The 21139-nt window shown below is 47.5% G+C and carries 21 protein-coding genes, 1 other RNA gene and 1 pseudogene; 2 read left to right on the forward strand and 21 right to left on the reverse strand.

Going from position 1 to position 21139, the window contains the following annotated elements; genetic code table 11:
• Positions 1-240: 240 nt before the first annotated feature.
• From B9N86_RS28680 to rpoE, 14 genes are all read right to left on the reverse strand, one after another.
• Positions 241-504: a pro-sigmaK processing inhibitor BofA family protein gene (locus B9N86_RS28680; RefSeq protein WP_208916602.1), complete on the reverse strand. Its 264-nt coding sequence runs from the start codon at positions 502-504 to the stop codon at positions 241-243.
• A 48-nt stretch (positions 505-552) separates the two neighbouring features.
• The gene (locus tag B9N86_RS28685; protein WP_244562884.1) at positions 553-840 is read right to left on the reverse strand and encodes a DUF2508 family protein; all 288 of its coding nucleotides are present in this window, start codon (positions 838-840) and stop codon (positions 553-555) included.
• A gap of 142 nt (positions 841-982) precedes the next feature.
• The gene (gene recR, locus B9N86_RS28690; RefSeq protein WP_208916604.1) at positions 983-1579 is read right to left on the reverse strand and encodes a recombination mediator RecR; all 597 of its coding nucleotides are present in this window, start codon (positions 1577-1579) and stop codon (positions 983-985) included.
• 27 nt (positions 1580-1606) lie between these two features.
• On the reverse strand, positions 1607-1918 hold the full coding sequence (locus B9N86_RS28695) for a YbaB/EbfC family nucleoid-associated protein (RefSeq protein WP_208916606.1): 312 nt from the start codon (positions 1916-1918) through the stop codon (positions 1607-1609).
• A 39-nt stretch (positions 1919-1957) separates the two neighbouring features.
• The gene (gene dnaX, locus B9N86_RS28700) at positions 1958-3685 is read right to left on the reverse strand and encodes a DNA polymerase III subunit gamma/tau (RefSeq protein ID WP_208916608.1); all 1728 of its coding nucleotides are present in this window, start codon (positions 3683-3685) and stop codon (positions 1958-1960) included.
• A 280-nt stretch (positions 3686-3965) separates the two neighbouring features.
• Positions 3966-4232, reverse strand: an RNA gene (ffs, locus tag B9N86_RS28705) — signal recognition particle sRNA large type.
• Positions 4233-4339: 107 nt separating this feature from the next.
• Positions 4340-4537, reverse strand: coding sequence for a 50S ribosomal protein L31 (gene rpmE, locus B9N86_RS28710; RefSeq protein ID WP_006207505.1), 198 nt, complete (start codon positions 4535-4537; stop codon positions 4340-4342).
• Between the two features lie 184 nt (positions 4538-4721).
• Positions 4722-5999 (reverse strand): radical SAM family protein, encoded by a 1278-nt coding sequence (locus B9N86_RS28715; protein WP_208916610.1) that lies wholly within the window; start codon positions 5997-5999, stop codon positions 4722-4724.
• A gap of 40 nt (positions 6000-6039) precedes the next feature.
• Positions 6040-7362, reverse strand: coding sequence for a transcription termination factor Rho (gene rho / locus B9N86_RS28720; RefSeq protein WP_208916612.1), 1323 nt, complete (start codon positions 7360-7362; stop codon positions 6040-6042).
• 191 nt (positions 7363-7553) lie between these two features.
• The gene (locus tag B9N86_RS28725) at positions 7554-8810 is read right to left on the reverse strand and encodes a UDP-N-acetylglucosamine 1-carboxyvinyltransferase (RefSeq protein ID WP_208916614.1); all 1257 of its coding nucleotides are present in this window, start codon (positions 8808-8810) and stop codon (positions 7554-7556) included.
• Positions 8811-9106: 296 nt separating this feature from the next.
• The gene (gene fba / locus B9N86_RS28730) at positions 9107-9961 is read right to left on the reverse strand and encodes a class II fructose-1,6-bisphosphate aldolase (protein ID WP_208916617.1); all 855 of its coding nucleotides are present in this window, start codon (positions 9959-9961) and stop codon (positions 9107-9109) included.
• A gap of 167 nt (positions 9962-10128) precedes the next feature.
• A complete protein-coding gene (locus B9N86_RS28735; RefSeq protein WP_208916619.1) occupies positions 10129-10512 on the reverse strand; it encodes a response regulator in 384 nt (127 codons plus the stop codon).
• 248 nt (positions 10513-10760) lie between these two features.
• Positions 10761-12362, reverse strand: a complete 1602-nt coding sequence (locus tag B9N86_RS28740) for a CTP synthase (RefSeq protein WP_208916621.1) — start codon at positions 12360-12362, stop codon at positions 10761-10763.
• Between the two features lie 465 nt (positions 12363-12827).
• Entirely contained in the window at positions 12828-13385 is a 558-nt protein-coding gene (gene rpoE / locus B9N86_RS28745) for a DNA-directed RNA polymerase subunit delta (RefSeq protein ID WP_208916623.1), read from the reverse strand.
• A gap of 463 nt (positions 13386-13848) precedes the next feature.
• On the opposite strand from rpoE, the gene B9N86_RS28750 reads away from it, so the two are divergent.
• Positions 13849-14997: a S8 family peptidase gene (locus tag B9N86_RS28750; protein WP_208916625.1), complete on the forward strand. Its 1149-nt coding sequence runs from the start codon at positions 13849-13851 to the stop codon at positions 14995-14997.
• 155 nt (positions 14998-15152) lie between these two features.
• On the opposite strand, the gene argS is transcribed toward B9N86_RS28750, so the two are convergent.
• From argS to B9N86_RS30875, 4 genes and pseudogenes are all read right to left on the reverse strand, one after another.
• A complete protein-coding gene (argS, locus tag B9N86_RS28755; protein WP_208916627.1) occupies positions 15153-16832 on the reverse strand; it encodes an arginine--tRNA ligase in 1680 nt (559 codons plus the stop codon).
• Complete coding sequence (locus B9N86_RS28760) at positions 16829-17254, reverse strand: YwiB family protein (RefSeq protein WP_208916629.1); 426 nt, start codon at positions 17252-17254, stop codon at positions 16829-16831. The genes argS and B9N86_RS28760 overlap by 4 nt, the downstream gene beginning before the upstream one ends.
• Positions 17255-17431: 177 nt before the next feature.
• Positions 17432-17956, reverse strand: coding sequence for a hypothetical protein (locus B9N86_RS28765; protein ID WP_208916631.1), 525 nt, complete (start codon positions 17954-17956; stop codon positions 17432-17434).
• Positions 17957-18101: 145 nt separating this feature from the next.
• A pseudogene (locus tag B9N86_RS30875) lies at positions 18102-18253 on the reverse strand (GNAT family N-acetyltransferase); the annotation flags it as partial.
• 213 nt (positions 18254-18466) lie between these two features.
• On the opposite strand from B9N86_RS30875, the gene B9N86_RS28775 reads away from it, so the two are divergent.
• A complete protein-coding gene (locus tag B9N86_RS28775) occupies positions 18467-18943 on the forward strand; it encodes a YiaA/YiaB family inner membrane protein (protein ID WP_208916633.1) in 477 nt (158 codons plus the stop codon).
• Positions 18944-19051: 108 nt separating this feature from the next.
• Here the strand turns inward: B9N86_RS28775 and B9N86_RS28780 are convergent, their stop codons facing one another.
• The 3 genes from B9N86_RS28780 to speE all read right to left on the reverse strand — a co-directional run bounded on the left by B9N86_RS28780 (position 19052) and on the right by speE (position 21026).
• On the reverse strand, positions 19052-19240 hold the full coding sequence (locus tag B9N86_RS28780; protein ID WP_208916635.1) for a hypothetical protein: 189 nt from the start codon (positions 19238-19240) through the stop codon (positions 19052-19054).
• A 72-nt stretch (positions 19241-19312) separates the two neighbouring features.
• Positions 19313-20182 (reverse strand): agmatinase, encoded by an 870-nt coding sequence (gene speB / locus B9N86_RS28785; RefSeq protein WP_208916637.1) that lies wholly within the window; start codon positions 20180-20182, stop codon positions 19313-19315.
• 16 nt (positions 20183-20198) lie between these two features.
• The gene (gene speE, locus B9N86_RS28790) at positions 20199-21026 is read right to left on the reverse strand and encodes a polyamine aminopropyltransferase (RefSeq protein WP_208916639.1); all 828 of its coding nucleotides are present in this window, start codon (positions 21024-21026) and stop codon (positions 20199-20201) included.
• Between the last annotated feature and the right edge of the window lie 113 nt (positions 21027-21139).

A 21139-nucleotide genomic window follows, 5' to 3' on the forward strand; every position in this document is an offset into this window, starting at 1 on the left:
ACCGAAGTAAGATCGGTTTAACTCACTCGTTGTTCAGTTTTCAAAGATCAATGCTTGTTTTTTCGTCATCGCTTTATCTCAGCGGCGACTTTTATAATATATCATACTAGCTTGCTGTTGGTCAAGAACTTTTTTTTGATCTTTTTTTCAATCAATTTTCTCTCAACCTCGTGTTTCTCAATCACCCAATTCAAACGGGCGAAAATTAATATATCATAGAGAAGTGGCTGGCGTCAACCATTATATTAAAGTTAATTTAAGACCGAGCAGCAATGCCACTCCCGGAACACCGAGCACCATCACCGTCCCTACTGTCATAGGATTAAGCGGAATGTATGTTTCAGCCGATAGACCCGAGAAGTTCACAATGTAAATAGCAAGCGCCGAAAGCGCCAAATGAGATCCGAACACGGTAAGCCATCCGAGTCCCAGCCTTTTTTTAAAAACGACAAGTACTAGAAGAAGAAGTGAGATACACAGGACTCCGGCTACTATTAATTTCATCACTATACCTCCTGATTTAAGTTTTGCGAGTTATAACCGCCACTTTTATCACCCATTCTCCCGCTTTCGTTCTTCTTCGTGCATATGAGCACTGTTCATTTTCAATTCTTTGGCTTGTTTCAGGTTCATCTGATATTTACGCTCAGCAGCCTCCAGCATGTAGATCGCATAATCAATCTGATCTTGTCCCATGGCCTCTTGAAACATGAGATGCGCTCGCTCCCACTCCATCTGGGATTTTCGCACGTCCATAAATACACTCCACATTTTTTCTTGCTCTTCAGCCGTTATCATTGGTTCCCGATTGGATTTACCAGTCCTGTTCCACCAACTCATCTGAATCTACCTCCCTAATATGTAGTCCGGATAATACCGCCTGTACCATACATATCGAGAGAAGGACAAACTTAGAACAACAAAAAAAGGAGCCCCTCAGGACTCCTCATGACTAATCTTTAATAATACATATAAGAAACCGTTAGAGCTCTCTTCGGCCCTCAAGAGCCTTGGACAGCGTCACTTCATCCGCATATTCCAGATCCCCGCCTACCGGCAAACCATGGGCTATACGTGTTACTTTAATTTCGAAGGGACGAACCAATCGTGAAATATACATTGCTGTCGCTTCCCCTTCGATATTCGGGTTGGTAGCCAGAATAAGTTCTTTCACCCGTTCATCACTAAGTCGAGTAAGGAGCTCTTTTAGCCGGATTTCCTCAGGTCCAATCCCCTCCATCGGGGAGATTGCTCCATGAAGCACATGATAGTACCCGTCAAACTCCTTAGTTCGCTCCATCGCCACCAGATCCTTGGCATCCTGTACCACACAGATGACGGATGGATCCCGGGTCTTATCCTGACAGACACGGCAGGGATCAGTATCGGTGATATTGCAGCAGACCGAGCAGTAATGAAGATTGCGTTTCACACTGACCAGCGCTTTGGCAAAATCAATGACGTCGTCTTCTTTCATATTAAGGACGTGAAAAGCCAGGCGGGCAGCCGTTTTCGGCCCCACACCCGGCAACCTGGTAAATGCATCGATCAGCTTCGCGATCGGTTCGGGATAGTACAAATGTAAACTACTCCTTCTACCTATAGATTAGAACAAGCCCGGAATTTTCATACCGCCCGTAAATTTACCCATATCGGTGTTAGCAAGCTCCTCAGCTTTAGTGAGCGCGTCATTTACTGCTGTCATAACGAGATCCTGTAGCATTTCAACGTCGTCTGGATCTACTGCTTCAGGCTTGATGTTAATAGCTATAACTTGCTTGTGACCGCTGACTTGTACGGTAACTACCCCGCCGCCAGAAGACCCTTCTACTGATTTCGTAGCGAGTTCTTCCTGCGCCTTCAGCATTTGCTCCTGCATTTTTTTTACCTGCTTCATCATTTGGTTCATATTATTCATGGGTTCATCTCTCCTTTGTGGAATGCACGAAAAAGCGTGCTAATCTTTTATGACAACGAGGTCTTCACCAAATAGTTGGATCGCCTCATCAATCCATGGCTTCTCTCCGCTGGCTTCGGCTTCTTCATGCTCCAGCTTTAATTCCTCGGCTGGAGGCTTACCAGCGCCTTCAACGGCATCGCTCCAATCGCGCAACATCATAGTCACCAGACGGTACGGATTACCGAGCTGAGACTCCAGCACTCCCTCAATCACCTGTTTGTTAGCAGGCTTCTCGGTTGTTTCGCGGTGGATGTTATTCTTGAAGGCGACCAGAACGTTATCTTCCCATACGGATACAGGCTCTCCATCCACAAACCAGGCATGAACGGTGACCTTCTCCTCCTTCACGCTCTGTAGGATCTGACCCCACTGCCGCTGCACATTCAAAAATGGCTCACCGGTTTTTGCCGCTACATACTGATCCATATGCTGCGGCTTCTTAGCTGTTGATGCCATTTTCGGAGCAGGGGTCCGTGTTGGTTTGGAAGCATCACGGCCTTCGGCTGCCGGAACGCCTTTCTGCAGAATACGCTCAAGCTTTTTCTCAAGAGAAACTACCTGCTGCTTCAATCGGTTCAGTTCATCGGCATCAGCCGATCTTCCCGCAGAAGTACCTTGTTCAACCGCAGCGTCGCCGCCTTGCGGTATTCCGCATATCTTAAGCAGCGCCACTTCAAACAACGTCTGTGGCTGTGATGCGTATTTCATCTCGCTTTGGTAGCGGTTGAGCGTATCAATCATCCGGAAAAGCTCTTCCTTGGAGAAAGCCTCTGCCATCTCCTTGAAATCAGCCGGATTCAGTACACGATCCGTCAGCTTATCTGCTCCTGGGACCATTTTGATCATGAGCAGATCACGGAAGTAATACAGCAGGTTTTCCATGCATTTGTCGGCACTTTTACCTTCCTGCATAAACTGTTCTACCATTTGCAGCACAAGTCCTGCATCTCCCTGCTTTATGGCAGCGGCCAGACGGCCAAACTGCTCCGAGGGGATGCCTCCTGTCATGTCCATAACCTGCTGATAGGACACCTTGCCTCCGGTAAAGGATGCAATTTGGTCTAAAATGCTAAGTGCATCACGCATTCCACCGTCTGACAATCTTGAAATATACTGCAGGGCAGACGGCTCAGCAGTAATGCCCTCTTCCAAACATATGCGCTCCAAGCGCTCACTCTGCTCTTCCAGAGAAACCCTCCGGAAATCGAAGCGCTGACACCGTGATATGATGGTGGCCGGCAATTTATGCGGCTCGGTAGTAGCCAATATAAACATCACATGCGCCGGGGGTTCTTCCAGCGTCTTCAGCAATGCATTAAACGCCTCCGTGGTAAGCATGTGTACTTCATCAATAATGTAAACCTTGCGCCGTACCTCGGTAGGTGCGTACTTCACTTTTTCCCGCAAATCGCGGATTTCCTCAACGCCGCGGTTTGATGCCGCGTCAATTTCCTGAACGTCCATTACAGCCCCAGACGTTATCCGCTTGCATGCTTCACATTCGTTGCAGGGTTCCTCTGCCGATCCATTCTCACAGTTCACGGCTTTGGCCAAAATTTTAGCAGCACTGGTCTTACCTGTACCCCGCGGACCGCTGAACAGGTAGGCATGGGAGACCCGCTGCTCGCGGATAGCGTTCTGCAGGGTTTGGATAATATGCCGCTGGCCTACCATGTCGCGGAACGACTGGGGCCTCCAGGCACGATATAACGCAATATGTTCCACTCTGCTTTACCCTCTTTCAACTTCCACTTCCGCGGCTTAATGCCGCTTTTTTAGGATATAAGAAAGCATAAACTCCCTTATATCACAAGAATAAACTTACGCATAACCCAGTCCAGCCAGGCCATATACGTCGATAAAGTTTTTCTTATTATACTACATTCTATACTAATTTCCTCAGCCCAGCAAAACGTTTGCCAAGGAAAAAATCAAGGACATAATTCATGAAAAAAGCACCCCTGTCCAAAATGACAGAGATGCTTGTGTACTCGGTATGTATGTACCGTGCACCTGTTATTGATAATTGCGATCCGAGCGGCAATCCTGAGCAACAACTCGGGTTAGGCACCCCTCCGGCACAAAAGCGGACCTGCTTATGGCTGCTTCCTTCCGGACCTGACCAGGTTCACAGGTGCTCATTGCGGAGGACCCAGCCGTCAACATCGAGCGCAGGGACCAGCCTCACATCGACAATACCTCTAACAGGAATTCAACCTCGCTACAGCGGATTGCGAGTTACAGGGCACCGCTACCTCCCCGTCTAGCACGGCGAAATTAAGTATATCGCATGCATGTCGAAATTGCAACCTGAGGGAAGAACTTGGCGAGCGTTCCATTAAATCGAAAACCCTCCGCACAAGGCGAAGGGTCTGATTATTAGATACCGTATTTCTTTTTAAATCTATCGACACGGCCACCAGCATCCAAGAACTTCTGCTTACCAGTGAAGAACGGATGGCAGTTGGAGCAGATTTCCACGCGAAGGTCCGGCTTTACGGAACCTGTTTCAAACGTGTTACCGCACGCGCAAGTTACCGTGGTAACATGATATTTCGGTTGAATATCTTGTTTCATTAGACTTTCACCTCTTTCCGCCCTGAGCCTCATGCGGACTCAGAGTTAAATGGACACATAAAAAAAGTATATCACGGGGACATTATTTGTGCAATAGCCCATATAAAACGACGTCAGCAGACTCGTCCACGGCCCGAATTTCAGCAGTTGATTGTCAAATAGCTGGCATTCGTATCGCCATTTTCTAGATAACAGACGGCTTCTTCTTCGGACGCCTCATTCCGGGAGGTGGTACATGCGTGTACGAGCCAATAACTACATCAGGCAGCTCTTCCTGCATAATCTCAATCGCTTGCTTCATACCAAGGATTTCTCCTTGCGCAGGCGGAATCAGCTCAAGATAACTCTCCGGATCAATATTCAAGTTCCGAAGCTGAATCAGACGGAGACCTGTGCGGCGGACAAACTCGATCATGGCCTCAACCTCTTCCTCACGGTCGGTGACACCCGGGAAGATGAGATAGTTGATGGACGTATATACCCCTTGATCAGTCGCATACCGCAGTGATTTCTCTACATTAGCCAGGTTGTAGCCGCGGGGCTTATAGTAGGCATTGTAGTGATCATCCAGTGCACTAATCGTGCTGACACGCATCAAATCAAGGCCAGCATCCACGATGCCGCGAATAAAATCGGTCAACCCAGCGTTAGTATTGATGTTGATGTAACCCATATCTGTGATGGACCGGACTTCGCGCATCGCTTCAATGATAATCTTCGCTTGTGTGGAAGGCTCGCCTTCACAACCCTGTCCGAAGCTGATAATGGACTCCGGTGTCTTCAAGTGCTCCAGCATAATTTGAACCAGTTCATCCGTGCGGGGGCGGAAGTTCATCCGGGTCTGAGGTGATACAAAGCCACTGTCGTCCGGCTGTTCTGAAATACACCCGAAGCATCCTGCATTACAGGAATAGGATACTGGTACAGCACCCTCCCAGCGGTTCAGAAACGTGTTGGATGCCGTCAAGCATTCATAACCGAGAGCACAATTGGTCAGATGTTCATAGAGACGGTTCTCCGGGTATTTTTCAGTCAATTTCTTAACACCCAGCTCCAGCTCTCCCAAATCACAGTTAACGGGATTCCACTTCTCGGGATCGTCTGTTAAGCGGGCAGCTGTATAGAAAGCTCCATCTTTCCACACGACAGCAGAGTAACCAAACAGCGGAAGCTTATATTCTTTATCCGTCTTTACGTATCCAGGAAGACACAGACGTGTATAGCCTTGAGGCAAAAGAGCGCCAACGGCTGTCTCGTTCCCAGGTAGCGCAGACATTTCCCCCGTTTCCGGATCCATTCCGATAGCACGGGTGTTCGGCAGCCCCACCAGGGTTGCGCCTTCCGGCAGTGGAATCAATTCATCTTCCAGTATCTCAACAATCATATCCCCACTGCGGGCAAGTCCGAACAGTTCGGAATGATCATAGACATTTCCTTGCTCATCTGCATAAACCAAATACATGTCGTTCTCCTATTCTAAGGTTGATTCTCAAACCTTGCTCTCAGCCTTGTGTAACTGAGGCCGTCGAAGGACGCGTTGTGCGTCTTGTCGGTTGGCTTGGTGCTGCAGAACCGTTGCCCCCGTTCACATCGAATGAAGCGAGGAATTCGGCGTTGGTCTTGCTATCCCGCATTTTTTTGAGGAAACCTTCCACAAAATCAGCGGAGTCGTTCATATTTTTACGGATAGCCCAAATCGTGTCCAGTTCTTCCTTACTTAGAAGCACTTCTTCACGCCGTGTGCCAGAGCGTCTGATGTCGATCGCAGGGAAAATACGACGTTCCGCAAATCTGCGATCCAGGTGCAGCTCCATATTACCGGTTCCTTTGAACTCTTCATAGATGATATCGTCCATTCTTGAACCTGTGTCAACCAAAGCCGTCGCCAAAATCGTCAGACTCCCGCCTTCCTCCACGTTACGCGCCGAACCAAAGAACCGCTTCGGACGATGAAATGCTGCCGGATCAATACCGCCGCTGAGTGTTCTGCCAGAGGGTGGAATGACAAGGTTATATGCCCGTGCCAATCGTGTAATGCTATCCAGCAAAATAACGACATCCTTCTTATGTTCAACCAGCCGCAGTGCGCGCTCCAAAACAAGTTCCGCAACCTTAATATGGTTCTCTGGTAGCTCGTCGAATGTCGATGCAACCACTTCACCCTTTACAGAGCGCTGCATGTCGGTTACTTCTTCAGGACGTTCGTCAATGAGCAGTACAAACAGTTCAATTTCGGGATGATTGGTTGAAATACTGTTGGCAATTTCTTTTAAGAGGAGCGTCTTTCCCGCTTTTGGCGGAGCTACGATCAAACCGCGTTGTCCTAAGCCTACAGGAGCAAGTAAATCCATAATTCGAGTGGACAACTGATTAGGGGATGTTTCTAACACTAGCTTATCTTGCGGATAAAGAGGAGTCAGGGCCGGGAAATGCAAGCGTTCCGCTGCAATTGCAGGATTCTCGCCATTAACGGCATTTACCTGCAAAAGACCAAAGTACCGTTCGTTCTCTTTAGGAGTTCTGCACTTACCGGAGACCAAGTCTCCTGTTCTCAAATCAAACTTGCGTATCTGGGATGCAGAAATGTAGATATCCTCCGTGCTCGGAAGATAGTTGATCGGTCTCAAAAAACCGTATCCCTCTGGTAAAACTTCGAGAACACCTTCCATAAACATCAGGCCGCTCTGTTCCGCCTGTGCCCGGAGAATAGCGAATATTAGTTCTTTCTTCTTCAGCTGACCATAGTACGGTATCTGGTACTTTTTGGCCAGTTTATACAGATCCGTCAGCTTCATGCCTTCCAAATCGGAAATTTGTAAATCCATTCAATAACCACCTATTCAATTTTTAATTCTGGGTAAGGCTTTTCAGCCGCTTCAAGTCTATAAGTCTATGATTGCATCACTAGGATAGGATTACCCAATTCAGAGGGAGATATGCAGGCCAAGTAACCTTTTTTGTGAATTCTTAAAAAGGGCCGCCTCTGCTACTCCCTATGAGGGTTATGTTATCCTGATTAATCTTCTGTCTCCCGCCATACATCAGCGCCAAGCAGACGAAGATTGGTGACCAGATGGTCATAACCACGGTCAATAAACTCCACGCCGCTGACTTCTGTAACACCTTCCGGAACAGTCAATCCCGCAATGACAAGTGCCGCGCCTGCACGAAGATCGGTTGCCTTTACTTTGGCAGCATTCAGCTTCCCGCCATCGATAATAGCAGAGCGTCCTTCGACACGAATTTTCGCTCCCATACGCACCAATTCCGGTACATGCTTGAACCGGTTACTGTATACAAAATCGCTAAGCACACTGACACCCTCCGCCTGCGTCAGCAAGCTGGTCATCGGAGATTGGAGATCCGTTGCAAATCCGGGATAAACGAGCGCCTTCACATCAACATGCCCATAGCGTTCCTTACCAATGACCCGGATGCTTTCGTCCAGCTCTTCAATACCGACACCCATCTCCAGCAGCTTGGCTGTGAGAGCCTCCAAATGTTTAGGAATGACATTATCAATTACAACATCACCGCGAGTAGCTGCTGCGGCAATCATATAAGTTCCGGCTTGAATCCGGTCGGGAATAATGGAATGACGGCAGCCATGCATATGAGTGACGCCTTCGATCCGGATCGTTTCCGTACCGGCGCCCTTAATGACAGCTCCCATGGAATTTAACAAAGTAGCAACATCTATGATTTCAGGCTCTTTCGCCGCATTTTCGATAATTGTGGAGCCTTTGGCTTTCGCAGCCGCCAGCATAATGTTAATTGTCGCCCCGACACTACTTACGTCCAGATAAATTTTTGCGCCCCGCAGCTCTTTCGCGTGCAGATGAATAGCGCCATGCTCATTAGTCACGGTCGCTCCAAGCGCTTCAAATCCTTTGATATGCTGGTCGATAGGACGAGGTTCAAAGTTACAGCCGCCCGGCAGGCCGATAACGGCTTCTTTAAATCTTCCAAGCATTGCGCCCATCATATAATACGAAGCGCGAAGCTTCTTAACAGGCCCGTTTGGCATCGGAATGGATTTGATTCTGGAAGGATCGATTTTCATCTGATTACCTTCCCACAAAACTTGTCCGCCCAGCTCTTCCAATATTTCAGAATACACAGCTACATCACTCAAAAGTGGCAAGTTGTCCAGCACAACTTCTGTTTCCGCCAGAATCGCTGCAGGTATTAATGCAATCGCACTGTTTTTGGCACCACTAATTGTCACAGTACCTTGCAGTGGACGTCCACCGCTGATCATCAATTTTTCCATAAGCTTAAGGGTCCCCCTACATCACTTCGCAGCCGATAATGGTTATGATTGGCAGTATTTTGGGTTGATAACAAGCGACAAACACAGTTTCGCCGTCATAGGATGACATAAGTTTCTAAGAGAAGAATAAAAAACAGCAGAATTATGGCTACCCACAATTAAAATGGAAAAACACCGGCTTAGCGGTGTGCTTTCCATTCTAAACTATGGAAGTGGACAGCCCGGAGAGGGCTGTCCTCATTTATATTAAATCAAAAATATATTGAAGTGCCAAAAAGGCGCATCGCAAAAATCAATTATGCTTTGTTGTTGGATCCAAATTCGCGGATTTTACCAATAACCGTTTGTTTGATTGCTTCACGGCCTGGTTTGAGGAATGTACGCGGATCGTAAGCTTCTGGCTTCGCAGCAAGCACTTCACGAACAGCTTTCGAGAATTCAATCTGGTTCTCAGTGTTCACGTTGATCTTGGAAGTACCCAGCGAGATAGCTTTCTTGATATCATGAGTCGGGATACCTGTTCCGCCATGAAGAACGAGCGGCAGGCTGACTGCGTTACGGATTTCTTCCATTTCTTTAAAGCCAAGGTTAGGCTCGCCTTTGTATGGTCCATGTACAGAACCCAATGCAGGTGCAAGAGTGTCGATACCCGTTTCGTTCACGATACGTACGCAGTCGTCCAACTTCGCATACATAACATCACCGATAACGTCATCTTCTTGACCGCCAACCATTCCAACTTCTGCTTCAACAGAAACACCTTTAGCATGTGCATACTCAACCACTTGCTTAGTTGTTGCAATGTTGGTGTCAATCGGGCTGTGGGAGTCATCGATCATAACAGAAGTAAATCCTGCGTCGATAGCTTCCTTACATTTCTCAACACTTGAACCATGGTCCAAATGGATAGCTACAGGTACAGTAATTTTCAAGTCTTCGATGAGGCCTTGTACCATTTTTACAACCGTATTAAAACCGCCCATGTAACGCGCTGCACCTTCAGATACACCAAGAATTACTGGCGACTTCTCTTCTTCTGCCGCTTCAAGAATCGCATGTGTCCACTCGAGGTTATTGATGTTGTATTGACCAACTGCATACTTTCCTTCGAGAGCTTTGTTGAGCATGTCTTTCATTGATACTAATGGCATGGTCCATCCTCCTATAGTCGATATGTCTAGTATATATAGCCGACGTTCTTATACGTTAGTATTATACCACATCGCGTAATAAATACTAAACAAGCAAATAGCAAAAAGCTGTGCATCCTCTCACAAGAGGCAAAAAAAGAATTCTGCCATAACGCAGAATTCAATGTTTAACTGCATGTATTCGTTTTATTTTTGAGTTGCATATTGACGGCCAGGCGCATTTCATCAATATCGAAAGGTTTGGTGAAATGCATCAGAGCCCCGAGATCTGTCGCTTCCTTAATCATATCTAGCTCACCGTAAGCGGTCATCATGATCACTTTGATATCCGGATTCATCTGTTTGATATGCTTTAAAATTTCAAGTCCGTCCATTCCAGGAATTTTCATATCGAGAAGTACTAAATCAGGTTCATGCTTCCTCACAATATCGAGCGCTATCTTGCCGTTGGCGGCCTGGTAAGTCTCATAACCTTCGCTACTAAAAACCTCCATCAGCAAAATACGAATCCCGTTCTGATCGTCCACAATCAACACTTTATGTTTGTCCATTCAACAACCTCCCCATCAATGATCAGCGTTATATATATCAAACGAAATAAAAGTTCCTAACTTTCCCTTTACTAACCATTATTTGTATTCGCCTGATGATAGCAAATTCCTTCCTTACATCTGAAAAGTACTTAAAAAAACAATGTTTTTCTTCATTCTTATCGCAAGGAACTGGAAATTTCATTTTATGGACGGTTCATTTCTTTGGCATACAAAAAAATCCTCCCTAATGAGGGAGGATTTGCGTATTAAGACTGATGCTGAATCGAAGCTTTTACAAACTCACGGAACAGCGGCTGCGGACGGTTCGGACGGGACGTAAATTCCGGATGGAATTGAACCGCAAGGAACCAAGGATGTCCTGGAAGCTCCACGATTTCCACTAATCTTCCGTCAGGAGACGTGCCGGAAATGCGCAGGCCTGCTTTTTCAACATCTTCACGGTATTGGTTGTTGAACTCATACCGGTGACGGTGTCTTTCATAAACCAGTTCATCATCGTAGCAAGACATAGCCAGGGAACCCGGTGTCAGCTTACAAGGATACAAGCCAAGACGCATGGTGCCGCCCAAATCCTCCACGTCCTTCTGCTCCGGCAGAAGGTCGATGACTGGATATTCTGTTGCCGGGTTGATCTCGGAGCTATTAGCACCTTCCAGACCAACCAAAGAGCGTGCATACTCGATAACGGATACCTGCATGCCAAGACAAATACCGAAGAAAGGAATGTTCTGCTCACGAGCGTAACGGATTGCTGTGATTTTCCCTTCAATACCACGGTCGCCGAAGCCGCCTGGTACGAGGATACCACCGATTCCGCCGAGCATCTGCTCCACATTGCTCTGGGTAATTTCTTCCGCGTTAACCCAGCGGATCTTCACTTCAGCATTAGCATCGAATCCGGCATGTGACAACGACTCAACCACACTAAGATAAGCATCATGAAGGGCAACGTATTTACCTACAATTGCAATTTCAACGCTCTTCTCCAGCTTGGAAACGCGGTCCACGAGCGCTTCCCACTCGGTCATATCCGGCTCCGGTGTGTTCAGCTTCAAGTGATTTACTACGATCTCGTCAAGACCTTCCTCACGCAAATTTAGAGGAACTTCGTACAGTGTAGATGCATCACGGCATTCTACAACCGCATTCGCGTCAATGTCGCAGAACAGAGCTATTTTAGCTTTCATCTCAGTAGAAAGCTCATGCTCGGTCCGGCATACGATAACATTTGGCTGAATACCGATGCTGCGGAGTTCTTTTACGCTGTGCTGGGTTGGCTTCGTCTTCACTTCGCCGGCTGCTTTGATATACGGGATGAGTGTTACGTGAATGTACATCACGTTATCGCGGCCCACTTCGCTTTTGATTTGGCGGATCGCCTCAAGGAACGGAAGGCTTTCGATGTCGCCTACAGTACCTCCGATTTCCGTAATTACGACGTCAGAGCCTGCCTCGCGTCCAGCGCGGAACACACGCTCCTTGATTTCATTCGTAATGTGCGGGATAACTTGAACGGTGCCGCCCAAATACTCTCCACGGCGCTCCTTGCTAATAACGGAGGAGTATATTTTACCGGTCGTGACGTTGCTGTTCTTCGACAGATTGATATCAATAAAACGCTCATAGTGCCCAAGGTCCAAGTCCGTCTCCGCGCCGTCATCCGTTACGAAAACTTCGCCGTGCTGATAAGGGCTCATCGTACCCGGATCTATATTAATGTAAGGATCAAATTTCTGGATCGTTACCTTTAGCCCTCTGTTCTTCAGCAGTCTGCCGAGCGAAGCCGCGGTAATCCCTTTACCCAAGGAAGACACAACCCCGCCTGTTACGAAAATATACTTTGTCACAGTAAAAACCCTCCTAAATAAATTCGAAAAAATCAGGCGACATATGATGTTTATGGTAACCCTTTTACTTCTGATTCATCATCAAACAGCAATAAAAATGAACGGTGCCCGCTTCTATAGTAAAAAAGCGAGCCGACCGATTGACATATGACAGCTTTCCGGTGAATCAAGTCGGCCTGTCAGCTAACAGCAAATAACTCTATAATCACGCGCCGTTAACCCACGGGGGTTACTTGAAATCCGCAAATGGTGCTGCGTACACTATTACAACAATTCCCTAAAACAAACAAAAAAAGTGACCCCGAAAAGTAACGGGGCACTTTTATAAATTAATCATATTTAAACACTTAAATCATAAGCCCAAGCAATAGTTTACTCTGTGCCTTGTCTCCTTGTCAAGAGAAGAACCAGCCCCAAATCGCCCCAATATGGAGGCAAAAAACTAAAGCATGAGAAACCATTTATTTATCGGTCCAAATCGTTGTCGTTCTCATCGGCATCCGAGGCGTCTTCATCCTCGTCCTCAGAATCCTCATCGTCCATATCATCGTCGTCAAGGACAACTTCTTCGTCTACTTCTTCATCGGCATCGTCATCATCGGAATAGATATCATCATCTGATTCTTCATCGACGTTGTCGTAATCTTCTTCCGTATCATCCACGCTATATGTTTCTTCTTCGTCTGCGAAATCATCATCGTCGTCCTCGTCATTAATGATGCGCGGACGCTTCGCATTCGCCACGGGATCGTCGGAACGCTCAAGAGGGTACCACCGCTTCAAGCCCCACAAGTTGGTGCCAACGCAGGCAAAACGCCCATCGATATTGATCTCGGTATATAACTGAGCAATCGTTTCGTTAATTTCTTGTTCCTTAAAACTGCGAAGCTTGGCCACCTCATTCATCAGGTCACGGTAGTAATACGGCGTATTAGCCGCTTTGAGTACCATAAAAGCCAGGTCCACCATCGGGATTTCCTGAATCTTTTCTGGATCGATTTTTAAATTGAGCGGATTACTCACTAACGTACACTTCCTCTCACGCAATCTTCACCTTGCATACCATTATTATCTCAACATATCCATTATCAAAACTAAGTAAAACCTATTTAGACTCAAAAATCAAGTTTTTATCACTTCACTGCCAACGCAAGTAGAAACGACTTCGTCGTCCTGTTCTAAGGGCGACAGAGTTTCTGCGAAAAATATAAGCCAAGTATAAAAATTCAGATTTATACTTTCTTGCATTTGGAAAAAGACGGAGAGCAACTCTCCGCCTTCTGACTGTATCCGCCCCAAGGATCGACTCCTCACGGGATAGATGAAAGAACCCCAATGTTCTCTCCGTTTATATTATGTTCGCCATTAGCGTTTGACACGCCGAACAGGGCCTATTTCCCTGAAAAAAGGGCAGTGTCCCATTCGGGCAACCTCCTCCATTCATACAATACTTCAGCAACGGTTCATCGAAGGGGGATTGCCAGGCATGAACTACACCCGGATCATGCAATCATTGCTTTTGGAGACGGCCCCTCTGCAGCACGGCCTGGAAGAGGATCGGAGGATCCTGACATTTCATGATCCTAAGGTCTACTTCGACTGCGTTCATGAATGGAATGAGCTGTCCGGATCCGCCTCACATTTGCAGAATGTCAGTTATTCTTCACTCACTCACTCGATTATCGCCTCATCTTCCCTTACAGCCCGTATGGAATCAGAATTTAAGCATGATATAACCGTGGAGGAAGATAGCCGGGTATGCATTCATGCCGTACAAGGTAGCATTGGCTCCGGTCCGGGAGTACCTTGGGGAGTCAAACAGATTAGAGCCCCTCAAGCCTGGTCGATCTCAACCGGGCATCGCATCAAGATCGGGGTTATCGATACCGGTGTTGACTTCAGCCATCCTGACCTCCAACATTCCGTGACTAGAGGAGTCAATCTGGTCAACCGAGGTATGCTGCCCTATGATGACAACGGTCACGGCACACACATCTCCGGTACCATCGCAGCAGCTAATAGTACTCAGGGAATGATCGGGGTCGCCCCTAGATCGACAGTGTATCCTGTAAAAGCGTTCGACCACAACGGATCCGCTTTTGTGTCGGATATTGTCATGGGCATTGACTGGTGTGTGAATACCGGTGTTGACATTATCAATATGAGTTTCGGTATGCAAACCCGCAGCCGAGCCCTGCTTGATATCGTCTCTAAAGCCTACCAGTCCGGCGTCATTATTGTAGCTTCCTCAGGTAACGACGGTAAGCGTCGTTCCGTGGATTACCCTGCCCGTTATCCGCAGACCATCTCGGTAGGCGCAACGGACCGGAACCGTAGAATTCCGCCTTTCAGCAACCGGGGGCAGTATGTTGATATTTATGCTCCAGGCGACAAAATTGTATCAGCCTGGCTGCACGGTAAATATCATGAAATGAGCGGCACTTCTATGGCAACCTCCCATATCAGCGGCACAATCGCCCTCCTGCTGGCGCAAAAGCCCGGTATCAAACCCGCCACAATCAAGTCACTGTTGCGGCGAACCTCGATTCCACTACGTCTTCGTAAAGGTCGAACGATGTCTGATAGTGGCGAAGTTCATACACTAAAATTCCTCCGTGAAGGATTAAAGCTTTAATCTCATGGAATCGGAAGTATCATTTCATGTCATAACAAACAGCCGCTTGCCTATAACGGGTAAGCGGCTGTTAAGGTTGAATCGGTTGAATCGGTTGAATACGGTTGTCTCATTCCGTTACTACGCACTATAACTGGCGTAAAGACGATTCGCTGTTACATCCGTTCTGGGGCAGATACGCCCACCAGACGCAGCACATTCGCCAGAACGGTCCGAACAGCTCCGAGAAGCGCAAACCTCGCTTGAGTCTGCTCTGCATCCTCTGTGATCACACGTTCGGCTCTGTAATAACTGTGGAACAGCGAAGCCAGTTCATATACATAGCGGATGAGGCGGTGTGGCGCATAGTTCTCAGCGGCAAGAGATACTTCTTGAGGAAGCTCGCCGATTTTGCGCAAGATGTCATATTCATGCTCCGCTGTAAGGAAGCCGAGGTTAACATCCTTCAGAGGAAGCAGGTTAATTCCCTGTTCTTCAGCTTGGCGGAACACGCTGCAAATCCGAGCATGAGCATACTGCACATAAAACACCGGATTTTCATTGGACGTCGAAACAGCCAGATCCATGTCAAAATCAAGGTGCGAATCCATGCTTCGCATCGTGAAGAAATAGCGGATCGCATCGACGCCTACTTCATCCATCAGATCTTCCATCGTTACGGCTTTGCCGGTACGCTTGGACATCTTCACCTTTTCGCCGTCCTGGAACAGACTTACCATCTGGGCGATCAATACGATCAGCTTGTCCGGATCGTTGCCCAAAGCCTCCATGGCGGCCTTCATGCGTGGTATATATCCATGATGGTCCGCACCCCAGATATTCATCACGCGGTCATAGCCGCGCTCATATTTATTGCGGTGATAAGCGATATCCGGGGTCAAATAGGTGTATGTGCCATCATTTTTCACAAGTACGCGATCCTTGTCGTCCCCGTAATCCGTCGTACGCAGCCAAGTTGCTCCGTCCTGATCGAACGCCTCGCCCTTGCTTCTCAGCTCTTCAAGAACCTGCACAACCAAACCGTTCTCATAGAGAGACGTTTCACTGAACCATTCGTCAAAATGAACGCGGAAACGACTCAGATCGCGTTTGATCTTGCCAAGCTCTTTCTCCAGTCCGTATTGACGGAAAAAAGCTGTCCGTTCCTCCGGTGACAGGGATAGCAGGGAATCGCCTTTTTCAGCAACTAGTTCCTTGGCAAATCCTTTGATGTCTTCTCCATGGTAGCCGTCTTCCGGCATCTCAACTTCTTGCCCCAGCTCCTGCAGATAGCGCGCTTCGATGGACTTGCACAGGTTAACCACCTGGTTGCCGGCATCATTAATGTAGTATTCACGGGTAACATCATAGCCTGCAAAATCGAGCACGTTGCAAAGCGCATCACCGACTGCGGCTCCACGGGCATGTCCCAAATGAAGGCTTCCCGTCGGGTTGGCACTGACAAACTCCATCTGGATTTTTTGACCTTGGCCTGTCTTTACGCGTCCGTAGTTCTCTCCCTCTTGTTGAATAAGTCCAATTACGGGATAAAGGTAGCTTTTGTTCAACGTAAAGTTAATAAAACCCGGGCCCGCAATTTCCGCTTTTTCAATCGATGCTTTGCCCGTATCCAGATGCTCCAGAATAGCTTCTGCGATCTGGCGTGGGTTCTTCTTCGCAATCCGAGTCAACTGCATTGCAGCGTTTGTGGCCAAATCGCCGTGCGACTTGTCCTTCGGCACCTCTAGCGTGATGGCAGGCAATTCTTCGCGGGACACCAGTCCTGCCGCTACCGCTGCGTCAGCTACCGCTTCAGCAACAAGCTGATTAATGTGATCGAGTGGATTCAATGTCATGATTCATGAGCCTCCTGAATAGTCAAACTAATAGAAAAGTGTCCCGAAAACTCATCGAACACATATAAATCATACGCCCACGAAGCACTGCCGGACATGCCGCTGAGATCGATGCTCAGATGCTGGGTGTGCGTAGACAAATTAAATGAGGTGAAAGGGGAACGGTAATAGCCCGGCAGTTTCTGCCCAAGCCTGAAAGCCTGCTCCGATTGTACTTCACCGTGACGTATAATCTTCAGCTCGTCCTCGGTCAGCTTCACAGTCGTGCGGGTCTCTCCTTGGTACGGCCCCATCTTTGGTTCTTCGTAGCGAACATATAAAGCGCTCCCCTTGGCAAATACCTCTGCCGGAAGCTGCTGCACCGTATTCTCTCCTTCATGAAGGCTCTGAAGACGGATCGTCGCTTGTTTTCGGTCTGACATGATACGCTCCTCTTTTCCTTACCTATTGTATTACTATATCCAGTATGGCACGGCAATTCAATTGAGGATTTTTGCAAATTTTCATAGAATGACCTTTGACTAACCATATATTGATATAAAAGATCCTGTAAATCTATATATTGCATTAGAAAAGTAATGAAAATTTGCAAACCCCTTTCAGTCGGTGTATTTCTGTGCCCATTGTGTTATCCACTCCCCATAGGAAATGCCGGTCACTTCTTCAAGTGTTCTGCCATCCAGAGAATAAAGGCTACCATCCAATCCACCGACATCCGGAGTAGATGTACCTCCAATGACTTCACCGTCTGACATCATAATATTTACTATTGTATTTGTGTTGTACTGTTTATCCAAAGGGTGGCCGGAAACGGTAAATATATACGATGAGATTTCTTTCCCAAAATAGTTATCCGGTTCGTTCTCTTGTACGCTCCACGTTTGAATATACGACAAATTTACTGTAGCGGAAGCGGAAACCGACTGAAGAAGTGATTTATCCAATGTGTAGGTATAAACCTTGCCTTGATGGTCCTCAATCTCGTACCCCTGTGATTCAACATAGTTTTCAGCTGTCTTTTCATCCTCAGACCTCGGCGGATCTGAAGCGCAACCTAATGGAATTAGCAAAAGCAGTATTGCCCAAATGAAATATGCCAATAACGGGAACTTTTTTCGGATCACCTTGCACCCTCCAAAAAACGTCTTTTCCGCTATTATATACCCTCTAATTACAATAAAGGGCCGAGACCGTAGAGATCCAATAAAAGAAGCTTAATCCCAAGGATCAAGCCTCAAAATTTTATAATGGAAGCAGTGTTACTGTTTCTTACTGCTCCAGCTTGGCCACCATATCTAAATCATTCGAGGCCTGCGGTTTTTCCGGAAGAACAGCATAGTAGCGCTTCAGGAAGTTCACGATCAATTCGGCGGCAATTCATGAACCGCGTCATCGCTAGGCATGAAGCAGAAATCAAGCCCACATGCTCAAATTGAGCATCTCTCCCCACTCTGGCTTGACCTCCATTAATCAGGGCAAAAAACATATATTTACAATATCATTCCAACTCCTTATACTATATCCAAGTTTAAAACAGCCGCCCGGAACGGTGGAATTAATATCACTAATACATTGTTAAACGCATTCATCAGCTCGTGTATTTTAATTCAAATGATCTGTGGAGGGGGATTTTTTTGCACAGGCGAAAAAGAAACACCTTTGCTTTTACCGCATTGGCTTGGTTATCTTTTGTCCTCGCTTTGAGCTTTGTAATGGTCGCTCTGTTTAATGCGAGTTGGGAGCTCGTTGAGAAGGGATATTACGCAGCCTGTACGCTGTGGGTCATTTCCGCTGCCATCGTCCTGCAAAAGGTCGTACGCGATAACGAGGAAGACAAAGAGTTGTATGGTGAGGCAGGACCGCGAAAACGAAACACCTTCGCTTTTACTGCCTTGGCCTGGGGTTCATTCCTGCTCGCACTCGGCTTTATTCTGGTAGCGCTCTGGAATGCCGATTGGCCTTTGGTGGAAAAAGGGTACTACGCCGGCTGTACGTTATGGGCTATCTCCGCCTCCATCGTTCTGCAAAAAGTCGTACGCGATAACGAGGAGGACAAAGCTTTCTTCCCTCCGGTTCATGCCGAGGATAAAAAGCATGACCTGCTGGGCTGAAAGTTTTGATAGCTCTAAGCTCTCCTTAATGTTTTTAGCTTTAAAATGAAAAACAAGCATCCCCCGATAGCCGCTAGGCTCAGGAATAGGGATGCTTGTTTTTTCAATTCACGATCCGATCCCGCAATAATAGGGGATCGGATCGTGAAAGGTTCTATATTCAGCCGAGGCAGCGAAAGCGAGCCAAGGCAGCCCCGCATGAAAGGCCTCCGATGGCGATCCCGAAGGGAAGCCGAGGAAGGGCCGAGCACACGCGCCACCCCAGCTCATATCCTCTCCCCCAACTCCTACTGCCAAAATTCCGGGTGTCCAGAGGGCAGAGCCCTCTGGGGTCCTCCCTGGTAGGGAGGATTTAGGTGGGTGCCCCTCCTACTTTACAAACCCCAACAACATCTCGCGGATCAGCTTCGCTGCGACAATCTGGGTCTGTTCGGTCGGATCATAGATCGGTGCCACTTCCACCAGATCACAACCGACAACGTTCACATCGGAGTTCGCGATCAGATGTACAGCTTCTAGCAGTTCCTTCGATGTAATGCCGCCTGCTTCAGCGGTACCCGTACCAGGTGCTGCAGAAGGGTCCAGAACATCAATGTCAATCGTCACGTATACGGGACGATTCCCCATTTTTGGAAGAGCTTCTTTCAGTGGAGCAGCTACCTCAAACGGGTGGAAATTGATGTGCTTATGTCCGAACTGGAACTCCTCACGGGAACCGGAACGGATACCGAACTGATAAATGTTCTTCCCGCCCATGATCTCAGCCGCTTTGCGGACTGGCGTGGAGTGGGATAAAGGCTCTCCCTCATAATGTTCACGCAAGTCAGCATGCGCATCAATATGAATCAGCAGCAGGTCTGGATATTTCTCGTGCATCTTTTGGATAATCGGCCAAGTGACTAAATGCTCGCCACCAAGGCCAATCGGAAACTTGCCTTCATCCAAAAGCTTGCCCACATATTCTCCAATAACCTCCAGGCTGCGCCCTGCGTTGCCGAAGGGAAGCATCAGATCACCAGCGTCGAAGTAGGTTATATCTTCAATGCTTTTATCCAGGTAAGGGCTATACTCTTCCAATCCTACGGATGCCTGACGAATCCGGGACGGGCCAAAACGCGAGCCCGGACGGAAGCTAACGGTAAAGTCCATCGGCATCCCGTAGATTACCGCTTTGGAATTCTCATAATCGTCGGAGCTGCAAATAAATACGTTGCCAGAATAGGCTTGATCCAGTTTCATTTGAGTACGCTCCCCCTTACTTCACCAAGTCTTCTACGAATTTAGGCAGCACGAAAGCTGCTTTGTGCAGGCGTGGTGAGTAATACTTCGTATCCATCTCATCAATAGCTGACTCATCGACTTCAAGCGGATCATACTTTTTGCTGCCCATGGTGAAAGTCCACAGACCACTTGGGTAGGTCGGAATGTTGGCACCATACACACGCACGATCGGGAAGATTTCCTTCACGTCTTTGTTTACCTGCTGAATTAGGTCCGCTTTGAACCAAGGGTTGTCGGTCTGCGCAACGAAAATACCGTCTTCCTTAAGCGCCTCATAAATGCCTTGGTAGAAACCGCGCTCAAACAAAGGTGCAGCGGGGCCTACAGGTTCTGTAGAATCGACCATGATGACGTCATATTCGTTCTTATGTTCCAAAATGTGCATATATCCATCGTTAACCAGTACTTCTACCTTCGGATCGTCAAGCTTACCGGCAATCTCTGGCAGGTACTGCTTCGAGTATTCAATAACTTTCCCGTCGATTTCGACGAGTACGGCTTTTTCCACTCCTGGATGCTTAATCACTTCGCGAATAACGCCGCCGTCTCCGCCGCCCACAACGAGCACTTTTTTCGGATTTGGATGCGTGTTCAGTGCGGGGTGAGCGACCATCTCATGATAGACGAATTCGTCCTTAATCGTAGTCATGACCATTCCATCCAGGACAAGCATGCGTCCAAATTCTTCGGTATCGATCATATCCAGCTGTTGAAACTCCGTCTTCTCATGTACAAACGTTTCCCGTATTTTCGCAGTAATGCCGAAAGTCGGCGTTTGTTTCTCCGTATACCATAATTCCATCGTCTCTACCTTCTTTCCGCTAGAATAAATGTTCAGCCTTCCAGATCCAAGCCGTAAAACTTTATTCGGGCGAGATGCCTCTAGTATCAGTTTCACACTTTTTCTATTTTACC

Origin of the sequence: Paenibacillus uliginis N3/975 (assembly GCF_900177425.1) — a bacterium.
GTDB lineage: Bacteria > Bacillota > Bacilli > Paenibacillales > Paenibacillaceae > Paenibacillus_AQ > Paenibacillus_AQ uliginis.

Coding starts and splice junctions, on each gene's coding strand:
- B9N86_RS28680 (WP_208916602.1), bottom strand. CDS start 504: ATGAAATTAATAGTAGCCGGAGTCCTGTGTATCTCACTTCTTCTTCTA.
- B9N86_RS28685 (WP_244562884.1), bottom strand. CDS start 840: ATGAGTTGGTGGAACAGGACTGGTAAATCCAATCGGGAACCAATGATA.
- B9N86_RS28695 (WP_208916606.1), bottom strand. CDS start 1,918: ATGAATAATATGAACCAAATGATGAAGCAGGTAAAAAAAATGCAGGAG.
- rpmE (WP_006207505.1), bottom strand. CDS start 4,537: ATGAAACAAGATATTCAACCGAAATATCATGTTACCACGGTAACTTGC.
- B9N86_RS28715 (WP_208916610.1), bottom strand. CDS start 5,999: ATGTATTTGGTTTATGCAGATGAGCAAGGAAATGTCTATGATCATTCC.
- rho (WP_208916612.1), bottom strand. CDS start 7,362: ATGGATTTACAAATTTCCGATTTGGAAGGCATGAAGCTGACGGATCTG.
- B9N86_RS28725 (WP_208916614.1), bottom strand. CDS start 8,810: ATGGAAAAATTGATGATCAGCGGTGGACGTCCACTGCAAGGTACTGTG.
- fba (WP_208916617.1), bottom strand. CDS start 9,961: ATGCCATTAGTATCAATGAAAGACATGCTCAACAAAGCTCTCGAAGGA.
- B9N86_RS28735 (WP_208916619.1), bottom strand. CDS start 10,512: ATGGACAAACATAAAGTGTTGATTGTGGACGATCAGAACGGGATTCGT.
- B9N86_RS28750 (WP_208916625.1), top strand. CDS start 13,849: ATGAACTACACCCGGATCATGCAATCATTGCTTTTGGAGACGGCCCCT.
- argS (WP_208916627.1), bottom strand. CDS start 16,832: ATGACATTGAATCCACTCGATCACATTAATCAGCTTGTTGCTGAAGCG.
- B9N86_RS28760 (WP_208916629.1), bottom strand. CDS start 17,254: ATGTCAGACCGAAAACAAGCGACGATCCGTCTTCAGAGCCTTCATGAA.
- speB (WP_208916637.1), bottom strand. CDS start 20,182: ATGAAACTGGATCAAGCCTATTCTGGCAACGTATTTATTTGCAGCTCC.
- speE (WP_208916639.1), bottom strand. CDS start 21,026: ATGGAATTATGGTATACGGAGAAACAAACGCCGACTTTCGGCATTACT.